The organism is Bacillus sp. SN32 (genome assembly GCF_002837495.1).
GTDB lineage: Bacteria > Bacillota > Bacilli > Bacillales > Bacillaceae > Bacillus > Bacillus subtilis.
Window position 1 is genome coordinate 105,582 of the sequence record NZ_PJCT01000003.1, and the last position, 12,939, is coordinate 118,520.

The following is a 12,939-nucleotide window of genomic DNA, read 5'->3' on the forward strand; positions in this document are numbered from 1 at the left end:
CTTATCCCTTTTGGTTTGCCTTCATCACATGTATAAATTCATCAAGTGCCACTTCAATCTGTTCGCCCGTCTGTGCATCCTTTACATTGATTTTGTTTTGGGCAAGCTCATCTTCACCCAAAATCGCAATAAATCTGGCATTTAAGCGATCAGCTGTTTTAAACTGGCCTTTCATTTTCTTATTTTCATAATCGATTTCACTGGAAATGCCTGCTTCTCTCAGTTTGTACACCAATGAAACAGAATAATCCTTTGCTTTTTCGCCGAGTGTGACGATATAGCAGTCGATTCCCTTATCAACAGGCAGCTCTCGTTTTTCAGCATCAATTGCGGCAAGCAAGCGTTCGATGCTCATCGCAAATCCGATGCCCGGTGCTTCAGGTCCGCCGATCTGTTCGACAAGCCCGTCGTAGCGTCCGCCGCCGGCAAGTGTCGTAATCGCGCCAAAGCCCTCCGCATTGCTCATAATTTCAAATGCGGTGTGGTTGTAATAATCCAGCCCTCTCACAAGGTTCGGATGGATTTCATACGAAATGCCCAGATCGTTTAAGTATTGTTTCACTTTTTCAAAATAAGCGGCCGATTCATCGTTTAAATATGTCAAAATTGAAGGTGCCGATTTCATCAGCTCATGATCACGGTCTTTTTTGCAGTCCAAGATTCTAAGCGGGTTCGTGTGCAGTCGTGACTGGCAGTCTGAACAAAATTCTTCGATGCGAGGCTCGAAGTGTTTCACGAGCGCTTCTCTGTAGCTTTTGCGGCTATCTTGATCGCCGAGACTATTTATGACAAGCTTAACGTTTTCTAAACCTGCTTTTTCATAAATACTCATCGCAAGCGCCATTACTTCAGCATCGATTGCAGGGTCTTTCGAACCAATCGCTTCAATTCCAAACTGATAAAACTGGCGGTAACGGCCCGTCTGAGGACGTTCATAACGGAACATCGGCCCGACATAATAAAGCTTTGTCGGCTGTACAGGATTTGCGAACAGCTTGTTTTCATTAAAGGCGCGAACCGCAGCAGCTGTTCCCTCGGGACGAAGCGTCAGGCTTCTGCCTTTGCGGTCCTCGAAGGTATACATTTCTTTTTGTACGATATCCGTTGATTCTCCGACGCCTCTGGCAAACAGTTCTGTATGCTCAAAAATCGGTGTGCGGATTTCTTTATATTGATAAGTACGGCAAGTGTCTCTCATAATTTGTTCAACATACTGCCAGCGATCTGATTCTCCAGGCAGAATATCCTGTGTTCCTCTCGGAATGTTATATCCCATAGGTAGACCTCCTTATGTATTCCTTATAAAATATCCAATGATCGTTAATGATGAAAATGAAAAAAACTCCCGCCCCTACTATACATGATAGTAGGGACGAGAGTTAAACCCGTGGTGCCACCCTAGTTGGAATACGTTCATATTCCCGCTCGATCCTTTAACGCAGGTTCACGTTCACTGCCTAATGGCGTTATTCACGCGTTCAGCAGGAAACCTCCGGAGTGTTGTTTCGAGAAAGACGCAATGGGATCCGCTTTCAGCCTGGGGCGGGTTCCTCTCTAATCATGCAATCTGACCTACTCTTCTCCATTATTGGTTCAAATCTTTCATCATTTGCTATGTACTCAATTTCTATTATAATAATGGGATTGGGGTTCTCTGTCAAGCTTTATTCCGGTTGTTTTTCCTCAGCGCTGCTTCTTTGGACATAAGACCAAATTCAGATGCTGTTTCCGTAAGATAACCAGTCGTATCGGGATCTGCGTGATCGCTGTAATGCAGATTCGCTTCACCGTCGTGAAATGCACGTCCCATTTTTGGATGATATTTCATGATTTGCACACCTTTTTGATTGTATTTACGCTTAGTATAAACAAATCATTTTATTTTTATTTAAAAATCAGAAAGGACTTTACGATATTAAACAAGAATGCTTTTTTAATGATCATCAGAAAGGAGGACACAATGAACAAGAAATACTTTGTCCTTATTGTATGTATTATTTTCACCGCAGCGCTATTCCCGACCTTTTCATCCGTTACAGCTGCTCGAGGAGAAGCGGTCATCGCAACAGATGAAATGAACGTCAGAAGCGGCCCTGGGCTTAGCTACGGCATTACAGCGGAAGTAAAAAAGGGAGAACGCTATCCGATTTTAAAGGAAGATGGAGACTGGGTGCAGATACAGCTTGGTTCCGGAGAAAAGGGCTGGGTAGTCTCCTGGCTTATTACAAAGGAAGACCAGGCCAGCACAAGCTCCTCAGGAAGCAGTGACACTGTGACATCAACAGACCCCGATCTGCGGATGAGAAGCGGCCCGGGCACTTCCTACGAAGTCATCGGCAAATTCCCGCAAGGCAGCCAAGCATCTGTCATTGATAAAGATTCGGGCTGGATCAAGATATCCTATCACAGTGCCACCGGGTGGGTATCATCTGAATATGTCACATCAGGAGGCAGCAGTTCAGCGTCTGATGAGAGTGACCAAACCGAGGATTCCGGTGCGTCAACGACGGGCACAGTCGGTGTTTCTTCGCTAAATGTAAGAGCCTCCGCCTCACATGACGCGGCAATTATAACAAAACTTGATCGCGGAACGAAACTGACGGTTCTCAACGAGAAAAATGGCTGGGCTCACATTGAGGTGAACGGGCTAAAAGGCTGGGTTGCAAGCCATTACCTTTTGACTAGTTCTGTTCCAGCTGATGATTCAGCAAATACCGGCAGTTCATCCTCCGCTAAAAAAGCCTATATCATGTACGGAGGAACGAATCTAAGAAGTGATGCGTCAACATCAGCTTCGATCGTTGAGCGCGCTGCCAAAGGAGATTCATACACCATTACCGGTTCAAAGGGAAGCTGGTATGAAATAAAGCTTGATAACGGGCAAACTGCTTATGTAGCCAATTGGGTGGTCCAAACGTCTAAAAGCGCAGAAGAAGCAGGTGAACCGCCAGTCTCTGATTCCCCGTCTGGAAACGGCTCTCTAAACAATAAAACGATTATTGTTGACCCGGGACATGGAGGAAAAGACAGCGGAACGATCGGATATTCGGGGAAATTCGAGAAAAACCTGACGATCAAAACGGCAAAACTGCTCGCCAGCAAACTTAGATCGGCTGGAGCGGATGTATATGTGACACGCCAGGATGATACCTTTGTCAGCCTGCAGTCACGGGTCTCTACGTCTCACTACCGTAACGCTGACGCCTTTATCAGTATTCATTATGACAGCTATGCGGATACCTCTACAAGAGGCAGTACAGCATATTACTACAGTCCTGCCAAAGATCAGGAACTCGCATCAGATGTCCACTCAGAAGTGGTGAAGCGTTCTTCCATTCCAGACCGCGGCGTATTATTCGGAGATTATTATGTGCTCCGGGAAAACAGACAGCCCGCAATGCTGTATGAGCTGGGATATGTAAGCCATCCGCAGGAAGAAGCCATTGTACATAGCAATTCATACCAAGAAAAAGTAACAGATGGGATCGAAAGCGGATTAGAGAAATACTTCCAATAAAAAAAGCTGCCTTTTGGCAGCTTTTTTTATTTTGAATCCATAATGAGCGTGACCGGTCCGGAGTTTGTAAGCTGAACATCCATCATTGCTCCAAACGTTCCGGTCTCCACTTTGATTCCCTTTTCACGAAGCAGGTCATTCCATTTTTCATAAAGACCTAAAGCTTTATCGGGTTTGGCCGCGTTCATGTAGTTCGGCCGGCGCCCTTTTTTCGTATCTCCATAAAGCGTAAACTGTGAGACGGATAAAATCTCTCCTCCTATATCTACAAGAGACAGATTCATTTTTCCTTCACTGTCATCGAAAATACGGAGATTGACAACTTTATCGGCTAAATAAGCTGCATCATCTTCTGTATCATCATGAGTGATGCCGACCAGCACCATGAGGCCTTGTCCAATTTGGCCGACGACCTCTTCGTCCACTGTAACGCTTGCTTCTGTTACTCGCTGAACAACTAATCTCATTTTCTAACCCCTTTAGTTCATGACGCGGCGCACAGAATAGATATCTCTAATCTGTTTAATACGCTCGACGACTTTGTGCAAGTGATTGATATTCTGGATAAAAATCGCCATATGAATGGTTGCCACTTTATTGCGATCCGATTTGCCAGAGACAGATGAAATATTTGTTTTCGTTTCATTCACTGCCTGGAGTACCTCGTTCAGCAATCCGCGGCGATCATACCCAAGAATCTCTATCTCAACATTGTATTCCTTGCGCTTTTGAACCTGTGACTCATGCTCCCACTCTACCGGGATCAGCCGCTCTTGGGCTTCATTCGTTTTGACATTCGGACAGTCTTCGCGATGGACCGAAACCCCTCTGCCTTTTGTGATAAAGCCGACAATATCATCACCTGGCACAGGATTGCAGCATTTTGATAAACGGACAAGGAGGTTGTCGATGCCCTTGACACGAACGCCAGCTTCCCGTTTTCTTCCTTGCGGGTATGGCTTAGGTTCCCCAGTGACTTCCTGAACGATCTTTTCCTGTTCTTCCTGATCGCGCTGCTTTCTCTCTTTTTCTGTTAGGCGGTTCGCCACCTGCAGAGCCGTAATGCCGTTGTAACCGACCGCCGCGTACATATCCTCTTCATTTGAGAAATTAAATTTGTCAGCAACCTTTTGAATATTCTCCGGCGTTAAAACATCCTTCAATTCAAAATCCAGGTTTTTAATTTCTTTTTCGACCAGCTCACGGCCTTTTTCGACATTTTCTTCACGCCGCTGTTTCTTAAAGAATTGACGGATTTTATGCTTCGCTTGGGATGTTTGGGCAAGCTTCACCCAATCCTGGCTCGGGCCGTAGGAATGCTTAGAGGTGAGAATTTCAACGATATCACCTGTCCGAAGCTTATGGTCAAGCGTAACCATTTTTCCGTTTACTTTGGCACCGATTGTTTTATTGCCGATTTCAGAGTGAATCCGGTAAGAAAAATCAATCGGAACAGAACCGGACGGAAGCTCGATTACATCTCCTTTTGGCGTAAAGACATACACCATATCAGAGAACAAATCAATTTTGAGCGATTCCATAAATTCTTCTGCATCTGTCGATTCATTTTGAAATTCTAAAATTTCACGGAACCAAGAAAGCTTTTTCTCAAAGGTTGCACCTTCATTGGCTGCTTTCCCTTCTTTATAAGCCCAGTGAGCCGCAACCCCGTATTCCGCTATTTCATGCATTTCAAAGGTGCGGATCTGCACTTCAAGCGGATCGCCTTTAGGCCCAATAACCGTTGTATGAAGCGATTGATACATATTCGGCTTCGGCATTGCGATATAATCTTTGAATCTGCCGGGCATCGGTTTCCAGCATGTGTGAATGATGCCAAGCACCGCGTAGCAGTCCTTTATGCTATTCACAAGAATACGGACAGCCAGCAAATCGTAAATTTCATTGAATTGCTTGTTTTGCAGCACCATTTTTCGATAAATGCTGTAAATATGTTTCGGACGTCCCGAGAAGTCAGCCTTGATATTTACTTCTTCGACACGTTTCTTCACTTCATTGACAACCTCATCGACATAAAGCTCACGTTCTGCACGTTTCTTCTTCATGAGGTTGACAATTCTGTAATATTGCTGAGGGTTCAAATAACGGAGCGCCGTATCTTCCAATTCCCACTTAATTTTTGAAATCCCGAGACGATGCGCCAAAGGAGCAAAAATTTCCAGCGTTTCATTGGAGATTCTCCGCTGTTTTTCCTGAGGCAGATGTTTCAGTGTCCGCATATTGTGAAGACGATCCGCCAGCTTGATCAATATGACCCTGATATCTTGAGCCATAGCGACAAACATTTTGCGATGATTTTCCGCCTGCTGTTCCTCTTGAGATTTATATTTAATTTTGCCGAGTTTCGTTACGCCGTCTACAAGCATTGCCACTTCTTCGGAAAATGCTTCTTTCAGGTCATCGAGCGTCACATCTGTATCTTCCACGACATCGTGCAAAAATCCGCCCGCGATTGTGGAAGGGTCCATTTCAAGATCAACGAGTATCCCCGCAACCTGAATCGGATGAATAATATATGGCTCGCCCGATTTGCGGTATTGCTCGCGATGAGCATCTTCAGCGTACAGATATGCTTTTTCGACAAATGCGATATGCTCATCAGATAGATAGCTGCGCGCTTTATCTATAACTTGCTCGGCAGTCAATACTTGTTCGTTCGCCATGGAATCACCTTTTTTAAAATGTAAACTGTATTGTAGTTTATTATCAAGAAAAAAACGAAAGATGTAAAGAGCAGAAGTTCAAATAGCCAAATATTATATAAAATAATTGCAAAACAATAGGAAAAAAGCACCCTGACATGGAGTGCTTTTTCGTTATGCGGTTATCCTTAGTATTTCATCAATGTTAAGATGTCGTAATTTTCCAGCTTATCTCTGCCGTCAAGGTAAGAAAGCTCGATTAAGAAAGCGATACCAGCAACAACGCCGCCAAGTTCTTCAACAAGTTTGATTGTCGCTTCAATTGTGCCGCCTGTCGCAAGCAGGTCATCTGTAATAAGCACACGCTGACCAGGCTTAATCGCATCTTTGTGGATCGTTAATACGTCTTTTCCGTATTCCAAGCCATAATCCACTTTGATTACTTCACGAGGCAACTTGCCTTCTTTGCGGACCGGCGCAAAACCTACGCCAAGCGCGTAAGCAACGGGACAGCCGATAATAAAGCCGCGCGCTTCAGGGCCAACGACCAAATCAATTTGCTTTTCTTTCGCATATTCAACAATTTGATCTGTGGCATAGCGGTATACATCGCCTTTATCCATCAGTGTCGTAATATCTTTAAATTGCACGCCCTCTTTCGGGTAATCCGGTACAATTGTTACGTATTGTTTTAAATCCATCTGTTTTATGTCCTCCTCGTACTTTCATAAGCCTCTGAATCTTGTTTCATCAGCTTATTCAGCCATTCCTTCAGCTCTTCAGCAGAAGAATAATTCAGCTTTTGATCCAGTTCCATCAGCTGCTGTTTCGCCTGATATGTTTGTGAGTCTGTTAAGTCGCGTTTCTTTGCTCCGCTCACAACAGACAGCACACCATTCTCTATTTTAACAAAACCGAGATCAAAAAACACCTTTGTCATGAAATTGATTGTTTCAACGGACCAGCCTTTATGTTTTGCAAGCTCTGAACCGTGTTTTTCCACGTCAAAAGCGCCTCTTTTCAGCAAGAACGCATAATACCATTTAAAGTGGTCTCTTGCGGGAAAAGTTGATAAAAAGTGGTCCTCATGATTGAGAAAAATAAAATATATCCGCTCAGGCGCCTTGCCTTCCAGCAAACGTGCGAGCATGTCCAGCGAAGGCGGCGAATCCAGTAATACAATATATGCACCATCGAGGTCAAACGCCTTTGCTTGATCCTCAGAGCTGATGACGTGCACTTCTCGGTGAAGGTCTTCAGTTTGAAGTAATGTTGTTGAGTCTTCTTTGAAAGAGACAATGGCCCGTTTAGCAGATGGAAGGGCGGAAACTGTGTCTTCCCACGTCCGTTTTCCCCTTAAATCAAACAGCTGCCATTCAGAAACAGCGGCATCCTTTATCATAAGCTGCGGCTTTTTTCGATTGTTCCATTCGTTGATTGACATCTCACCGACAATGGAAATTCTTGAACCCGGTACGATGCCTTCTTCAAGCTCGCCTTTATTAAAACCGACGCAATCAAGCAGGGACGACTCGTTTCTGATCGTCATTTTAACATGAGTCTTATTTGCCCCTATCTTGCGGACATCTTCCAGTACTGCGTTTTCTACGAGAACGTGCGGTTTCGGGTTCAGCATGCCAAAAGGAGACAGCATGTTCATTTCTGCGATGCTTTCAACTGTAATGTCTTCGACGCCGCAGACAAGGTCGACTTCCTGTACGGGAATAAAATCCTCTTCCGTAAGCGTATTGTCCGCTATTTCATTCAGCCTGCTTCGCAAATCCGGCACATCTTCGGCTTTCAGCGTCATCCCCGCAGCCATTGGATGGCCGCCGAAATGAGGAAGAATATCTCTGCATTCAGAAAGGCTCTCAAATAAATTAAATCCTCTGATGCTTCGGGCCGAACCTTTAGCGATTCCCTTTTCTTCATCAATGCCAAGAACAATGGCCGGTCGGTAGAAACGGTCCACAAGCTTTGAAGCCACAATCCCGACGACTCCCGGGTTCCATCCGGCTTTGGCCACGACAATTGCAGTTTGATCGAGCCCTTGCTGTTCAACCATTTCAATCGCTTCATCCGTCATTTTGCTGACCATTTTTTGGCGCTCTTTGTTCAGCTGGTCAATTTCTGCGGCAAGCTCTTCCGCTTCAAACGAATCCTCTGACATAAGCAAATGAACAGCGGGATCCGCCTGTTCGATTCTTCCGACGGCATTCAGCCTTGGTGCGAGCTGAAATCCGATAGTTTCTTCGTTCGCTTCTCCGATGTCTCCGCCTGACAGCTTAATCAGCTCTTTTAAGCCGAGCCGATTTGTCCGTCGAAGCCTTTCAAGTCCTAGTGTTGCAATTAATCTGTTTTCGTCATGCAGCGGGACTAGATCGGCAATGGTGCCGATAGCCGCCAGGTCAAGCAGTTCATCAGGAAGTTCACCCAATAAAGCGTGGGCAAGCTTAAACGCGACTCCAACCCCGGCAAGCTCCTTAAACGGGTAAGTGCAGCCAGGCTGCTTCGGGTGGACGATCGCATGGACATCCGGAAGCTCCGGTCCCGGTTCATGATGATCGGTAATGATGACATCCAGTCCGAGTTCCTTTGCCACCTTCGCTTCATGCACAGCGGCAATTCCTGTATCAACCGTAATGATCAAAGAGAAGCCCCGTTCTTTAATCGAACGAAACGCCTGTTCATTAGGTCCATATCCTTCTTTAAAACGGTCAGGTATATAAAAATCAACTTGAGCCGACAGTTTTTGCAGCGTGTGAAGCATCACTGACGTACTTGTAACCCCATCGGCGTCATAATCGCCATATATCATAATCTTTTCTTGTTGTGAAATCGCCTGTTTTATTCGATCTGCCGCTTCTTTCATGCCTTTCATTTCAAAAGGATCATAAAAATCGGCATCCTTTGTATGTAAAAACAGCCTAGCGCTTTCTGCCGTATCAAAGCCTCTTTTTACAAGCAGGGACGCAACAAGAGGTGTTATATGCAATTGTTCTGTGAGTGATTTGACCTTATCCTGATCTGGTCGCTGGATTTCCCATCGCATTTTTGACGCTAACATAAATTCACCCCTCAACCACCCTATTATACTAGAGCAGGCTGAGGGGTTTCAAATAATATTCGAAAACTAGTCTTTTTTCTCAATCATGGCTGATGCATCCTGTGTGTCAGTCTGATCAGCAAGATGAGTATCCTCTTGTTTATGTATTGCTGTTCTATTTTCTTTCCGCAAGGTTTTTATTTCCCGCTTCAATTTCATTACCTGAAAAATGCCGACAGAAAATACGATCAGCGCTCCCATTAAAACTGAGCCCAAAATAACAAGAATGAGCGGCCATTCTGATCTTCCAAACAGGTAATCAACTTCTACGGATCGAACATTAATGACTGCGAAAATAGCGACAATTAAGGTGAAAATAAGTGCGAAAATAATGGTCCATTGTTTATTCATTCTCTTTTCCCCCAAACTTCTTATTGAGGTAACTTTCCCCATCAAGACTGGTTTTAAACATGGCTTAACACTGGGTTAAGCCCCATTCGCTGTTAATTTTTCCCGGATCAGCCTCTTCAGTCCGGTTCCCTCACCGGAAATCACAAGTGTATCGCCTTCGTCAATGACTGTTTCAGAGCTCGGATTCAGTTGTTTATCCTGATTCTTCTTAATAATTGCAATGACCGTCACATGATATTCCTGACCCACATTCAAATCACCAATCGTCTGATGAATGGCAGGCGCTCCCGCCTCTGCTTTACACCACTCTATAATCAAATCATCAAGGGCTGACTCGACCTGTTCTAATGCTTTCGGTTTATAGGCCATTCCGCCAAGAATTGCAGACATTTGCCTTGCTTCAGCGTCATCAAACTGCACGGAGGCAACACATTCCTCATGGTCGTTTTCGTCAAAATAGTAAAGCTCTCTCCGTCCGTCATGATGAATGATAATTGAAATTTTATCACGGTTTCTAGTAATCATTTCAACTTTTTGTCCTATGCCCGGCAGCTCTGATTCGCGAACCCTCATATATAAACCCTCCTACATATCTGAAAACCAGTCATAAACACTTTTAACACCATATATATGTTTAAATGTAAGCGTATGTCATTATAGCAAATGTCTATTTTAAGTTCAATGCAACTTCAAAAAACAGGCTGCCCTGCAGAGGACAGCCTGATATTTTTTATTGCGCCGAATCTTTTTTCAGTTCTCTTCCTTTCCATGCAAGCCAAATTTGTGCGGCAATGTATAGAGAAGAATAAACGCCTGTTAACAGCCCGACCAATAAAGCAATTGAGAAGTTAGTAATAGAAGATGCTCCAAAGATCAGCAATGTCACAACAACAATCACAACAGTTAATACAGTGTTAATTGAACGTGTAAAGGTTTGCTGCAGGCTCAGGTTTACAATATGGTTCAGATCGGCAAATGTTTTCGGCTTACGCTTTTTCATATGCTCGCGGACCCTGTCAAATGTAACGATTGTATCGTTAATGGAATACCCGATTATCGTCAAGATGGCCGCGATGAACGTAACATCTACCTCAAGCCTTGTAATACTGAAGAACGTGACGATAAAGAATGCGTCATATAGCAATGAGGCGATGGCAGCAATCGCCATTTTGTATTCGAATCGGATTGAAACGTAAATAATGATGCCAATAGAAGCTATAGCAACTGCGTACAGCGCATTTCTTGCCAGCTCCTTACCCACTGTCGGTGAAACTGTGCTGACATTTGGCTCAGACCCGTATTTGTCTTTAAAATACGTTTTTACTTTTGCTATGGTTTCTTTATCTGGCACCCCGACAAAACGGGCAACACCGATATTGCTCTTTTCGCCTGACAGAACGACAGTATCAGGGTCCATACCAAGAGATTCAAAGTCCTTTTCAACTTGCTCTGTCGTCAGCTTATGGTCGCTTTGTACTTCAATCCGTGCACCGCTTGCAAAGTCAATGCCAAGATTCAGCCTGAACACAAGCAGGATAATAATCCCGGCAACCGTGACTGCACTGGAGAAAATAAAGAAGTATTTGCGTTTGCTCGTGAAATCCCATTTTTGGAATGGCGTATGCGGCTCTGTATTTTCATCCGTATCCTGAATATCCATGATATGTTTCTTATTGACACCAAACCAGCCTTTTTTCCGATCAAGCCATCTGCTTTCCACAAGGAGAGCGAGGAGAAATCTCGATAAGAAAACGGCAGTGATAAAGCTTGTCAAAATCGATAGGATCAGCATTGTCGCAAACCCTTTAACAGAGCTTGTCCCAAAGATAAAGAGCACAACCGCTGCAATAATGGTTGTAATATTCGCATCAAAAATCGTCGCAAATGACCGTCTGTTTCCTGAACGGAAGGCAGAGCGGACTGACTTTCCTAGCTTGAGCTCTTCTTTAATCCGCTCATAGGTAATAATGTTGGCGTCAACAGCCATCCCGACACCTAAAATGAGAGCGGCAATTCCCGGAAGCGTGAGTACGGCATTCATCCAGTCAAAGATCTGGAGTGTAATGTAGATATAAACAGATAGCGTAATCACCGCGATTAACCCCGGCAGACGGTAATAGAAAAGCATAAATAAGAAAATAATTGCGATACCGACAATACCGGCAAACACCGTATCATGGAGAGCCTGCTGGCCGAATTGTGCGCCTACTGATGTTGAATATTTTTCAGTCAGTTTCACAGGAAGTGCGCCTGCGTTTAAAATGCTGGCTAAATCTTTTGCTTCTTGAACCGTAAATTGCCCTTCAATTGTAACGTCAGTTGTGTTTAATTCCTGACTTACATTTGGGGCGGATACATATTTAGGGTGCTCTTTTTGAACCTCTTTTTTAAAGGAGTCCCCTTTTTCATAATCCATCCAAATAACAAGCTGGTTGTTTGGCGCCATTTTCATGACCTTTTTGGTCACTTCGCCGAATTTATCAGCATCTTTCAGTTTAATGCTGACAATCGGTTCATTTGTTTTGGCGTCATACGTTTGTTTAGCTCCGTTTTCGACGAGGTCAGAGCCATTCAGCAATTCTTTGTCATTCGTATCTCTGAAAGAAAGCTGCGCTTCAGTCGCCAGAATTTCACGCGCTCTGTTTTGGTTTGTCACACCAGCGAGCTGAACGCGAATCCGGTTATTCCCTTCAATTTGGATGTTCGGTTCGCTGACACCGAGAACATTGGCCCGGCGGTTCAATGCCTCTACTGTGCTGACCAGAACGTCTTTTGTGATTTTGTCACCTTTTTTTACAGGCTGTACATCATACAGCACCTCAAATCCGCCTTGCAAATCCAATCCTAACGTAATATTGTTAGCGGCAGGCTTCGTAAAGTAGCCCAAGCCCGTGCCGATCAATAGAACGAAAAGGAAAAACGCAATCAAGCGTCCTTTTTTCATTATGTATATCCTCCCTTAAACCTGTGCGAATCAACCTGCTATCTCAGCAGTTCTTCCAATGCTTCCTGGCCCTCTTCACTGCCCAGCCAATTAGACGTTTTAAATGACTCAACGGTTGCATAGTTCATAAATTCGCCAATTTTCACTGATAAAATATCACTCGCCAGTTCATAAATGTTCAGTTCCGTTTTCTTTTTCCACTTCTTATCTGTTAAGTATGACCACAAACTTTCGAGTTCAACATCATCATACCCGAGAATCTTAAACTCTTCCAGTTTGCTGTAAAGAAACGGCCTGACGTGGTCTTTATATAGATCGGCTGGATGCTTCTCCACGAATTCCACGCTCCTTTTTTATT

General features: G+C 44.2%; 11 protein-coding genes and 1 other annotated feature. Of the genes, 1 reads left to right on the plus strand and 10 read right to left on the minus strand.

The genetic code is table 11. The annotated features are described in order from the left end of the window. Window position 1 precedes the first annotated feature (1 nt). A complete protein-coding gene (gene hisS, locus CW370_RS14105; protein ID WP_024571558.1) occupies window positions 2–1,276 on the minus strand; it encodes a histidine--tRNA ligase in 1,275 nt (424 codons plus the stop codon). 89 nt (window positions 1,277–1,365) lie between these two features. Continuing rightward, window positions 1,366–1,598: a binding site (T-box leader), on the minus strand. A 59-nt stretch (window positions 1,599–1,657) separates the two neighbouring features. Beyond that, on the minus strand, window positions 1,658–1,828 hold the full coding sequence (locus CW370_RS14110; protein ID WP_004399157.1) for a YrzK family protein: 171 nt from the start codon (window positions 1,826–1,828) through the stop codon (window positions 1,658–1,660). Window positions 1,829–1,960: 132 nt separating this feature from the next. On the opposite strand from CW370_RS14110, the gene CW370_RS14115 reads away from it, so the two are divergent. After that, entirely contained in the window at window positions 1,961–3,517 is a 1,557-nt protein-coding gene (locus CW370_RS14115; protein ID WP_024571557.1) for an SH3 domain-containing protein, read from the plus strand. Between the two features lie 26 nt (window positions 3,518–3,543). Here the strand turns inward: CW370_RS14115 and dtd are convergent, their stop codons facing one another. From dtd to comN, 8 genes are all read right to left on the minus strand, one after another. Next, complete coding sequence (gene dtd / locus CW370_RS14120) at window positions 3,544–3,984, minus strand: D-aminoacyl-tRNA deacylase (RefSeq protein WP_004398689.1); 441 nt, start codon at window positions 3,982–3,984, stop codon at window positions 3,544–3,546. Between the two features lie 12 nt (window positions 3,985–3,996). Next, a complete protein-coding gene (gene relA, locus CW370_RS14125; protein WP_003229747.1) occupies window positions 3,997–6,201 on the minus strand; it encodes a GTP diphosphokinase in 2,205 nt (734 codons plus the stop codon). 167 nt (window positions 6,202–6,368) lie between these two features. After that, on the minus strand, window positions 6,369–6,881 hold the full coding sequence (locus tag CW370_RS14130; RefSeq protein ID WP_029727134.1) for an adenine phosphoribosyltransferase: 513 nt from the start codon (window positions 6,879–6,881) through the stop codon (window positions 6,369–6,371). Between the two features lie 5 nt (window positions 6,882–6,886). Continuing rightward, window positions 6,887–9,247, minus strand: a complete 2,361-nt coding sequence (recJ, locus tag CW370_RS14135) for a single-stranded-DNA-specific exonuclease RecJ (protein ID WP_024572661.1) — start codon at window positions 9,245–9,247, stop codon at window positions 6,887–6,889. Between the two features lie 66 nt (window positions 9,248–9,313). Next, window positions 9,314–9,637, minus strand: a complete 324-nt coding sequence (locus tag CW370_RS14140; protein ID WP_003229740.1) for a LapA family protein — start codon at window positions 9,635–9,637, stop codon at window positions 9,314–9,316. Between the two features lie 75 nt (window positions 9,638–9,712). After that, on the minus strand, window positions 9,713–10,210 hold the full coding sequence (locus CW370_RS14145; RefSeq protein WP_024572662.1) for a cation:proton antiporter regulatory subunit: 498 nt from the start codon (window positions 10,208–10,210) through the stop codon (window positions 9,713–9,715). 157 nt (window positions 10,211–10,367) lie between these two features. Beyond that, window positions 10,368–12,581 (minus strand): protein translocase subunit SecDF, encoded by a 2,214-nt coding sequence (gene secDF, locus CW370_RS14150; RefSeq protein ID WP_015714442.1) that lies wholly within the window; start codon window positions 12,579–12,581, stop codon window positions 10,368–10,370. Between the two features lie 38 nt (window positions 12,582–12,619). Further along, complete coding sequence (gene comN / locus CW370_RS14155) at window positions 12,620–12,916, minus strand: post-transcriptional regulator ComN (protein ID WP_003229735.1); 297 nt, start codon at window positions 12,914–12,916, stop codon at window positions 12,620–12,622. Between the last annotated feature and the right edge of the window lie 23 nt (window positions 12,917–12,939).

What these genes read in the sequence shown, in the direction of transcription:
- hisS (WP_024571558.1), bottom strand. Translation starts at nt 1,276, where the DNA reads ATGGGATATAACATTCCGAGAGGAACACAGGATATTCTGCCTGGAGAA.
- CW370_RS14110 (WP_004399157.1), bottom strand. Translation starts at nt 1,828, where the DNA reads ATGAAATATCATCCAAAAATGGGACGTGCATTTCACGACGGTGAAGCG.
- CW370_RS14115 (WP_024571557.1), top strand. Translation starts at nt 1,961, where the DNA reads ATGAACAAGAAATACTTTGTCCTTATTGTATGTATTATTTTCACCGCA.
- dtd (WP_004398689.1), bottom strand. Translation starts at nt 3,984, where the DNA reads ATGAGATTAGTTGTTCAGCGAGTAACAGAAGCAAGCGTTACAGTGGAC.
- relA (WP_003229747.1), bottom strand. Translation starts at nt 6,201, where the DNA reads ATGGCGAACGAACAAGTATTGACTGCCGAGCAAGTTATAGATAAAGCG.
- CW370_RS14130 (WP_029727134.1), bottom strand. Translation starts at nt 6,881, where the DNA reads ATGGATTTAAAACAATACGTAACAATTGTACCGGATTACCCGAAAGAG.
- recJ (WP_024572661.1), bottom strand. Translation starts at nt 9,247, where the DNA reads ATGTTAGCGTCAAAAATGCGATGGGAAATCCAGCGACCAGATCAGGAT.
- CW370_RS14140 (WP_003229740.1), bottom strand. Translation starts at nt 9,637, where the DNA reads ATGAATAAACAATGGACCATTATTTTCGCACTTATTTTCACCTTAATT.
- CW370_RS14145 (WP_024572662.1), bottom strand. Translation starts at nt 10,210, where the DNA reads ATGAGGGTTCGCGAATCAGAGCTGCCGGGCATAGGACAAAAAGTTGAA.
- secDF (WP_015714442.1), bottom strand. Translation starts at nt 12,581, where the DNA reads ATGAAAAAAGGACGCTTGATTGCGTTTTTCCTTTTCGTTCTATTGATC.